This window comes from Helicobacter pylori (assembly GCF_001998165.1).
Classification (GTDB): Bacteria; Campylobacterota; Campylobacteria; order Campylobacterales; family Helicobacteraceae; genus Helicobacter; species Helicobacter pylori_DL.
This window is the reverse complement of sequence record NZ_MTWR01000081.1, coordinates 1-361: the sequence shown is the minus strand read 5'-3', so window position 1 is coordinate 361 and position 361 is coordinate 1. Positions and strand designations below refer to the sequence as shown.

1 protein-coding gene is annotated in these 361 nt (G+C 41.3%); it reads left to right on the top strand.

What is annotated here, in order from left to right; genetic code table 11:
• Positions 1-344, top strand: a 344-nt coding sequence (locus tag BZK24_RS08025) for a zinc ribbon domain-containing protein (RefSeq protein ID WP_143424400.1), incomplete at its 5' end; no start/stop codon positions are given.
• Between the last annotated feature and the right edge of the window lie 17 nt (positions 345-361).

Sequence of the window (361 nt, the reverse complement as noted above, 5' to 3'; positions counted from 1 at the left end):
TAGTTAGATGCTCTCAATTGTGTTCTTATTGTGGGTTCAATACAGGCAAAAAACATGAGAGGATCACCAAATTCACTTGCCCTCATTGTCAAACCACACACCACAGAGATTACAATGCGAGCGTCAATATCAGAAACTACGCTTTAGGCATGCTAGATGAGAGGCATAAAGTAAAGACAGATAAAGCTAGGGTAGGGATTATCCGAAGCGATTACACTCATCACACTAATGGGTGCATCAAAGCTTGTGGAGCTTCCTCTAATGGGGTTAGTTCTAAATATGGCAACATATTAGATCTAGCTAGTTATGGAGCGATGAAGCAAGAAAAAGCCCAATCGCTTTAGCGGTTGGGTAATTCACA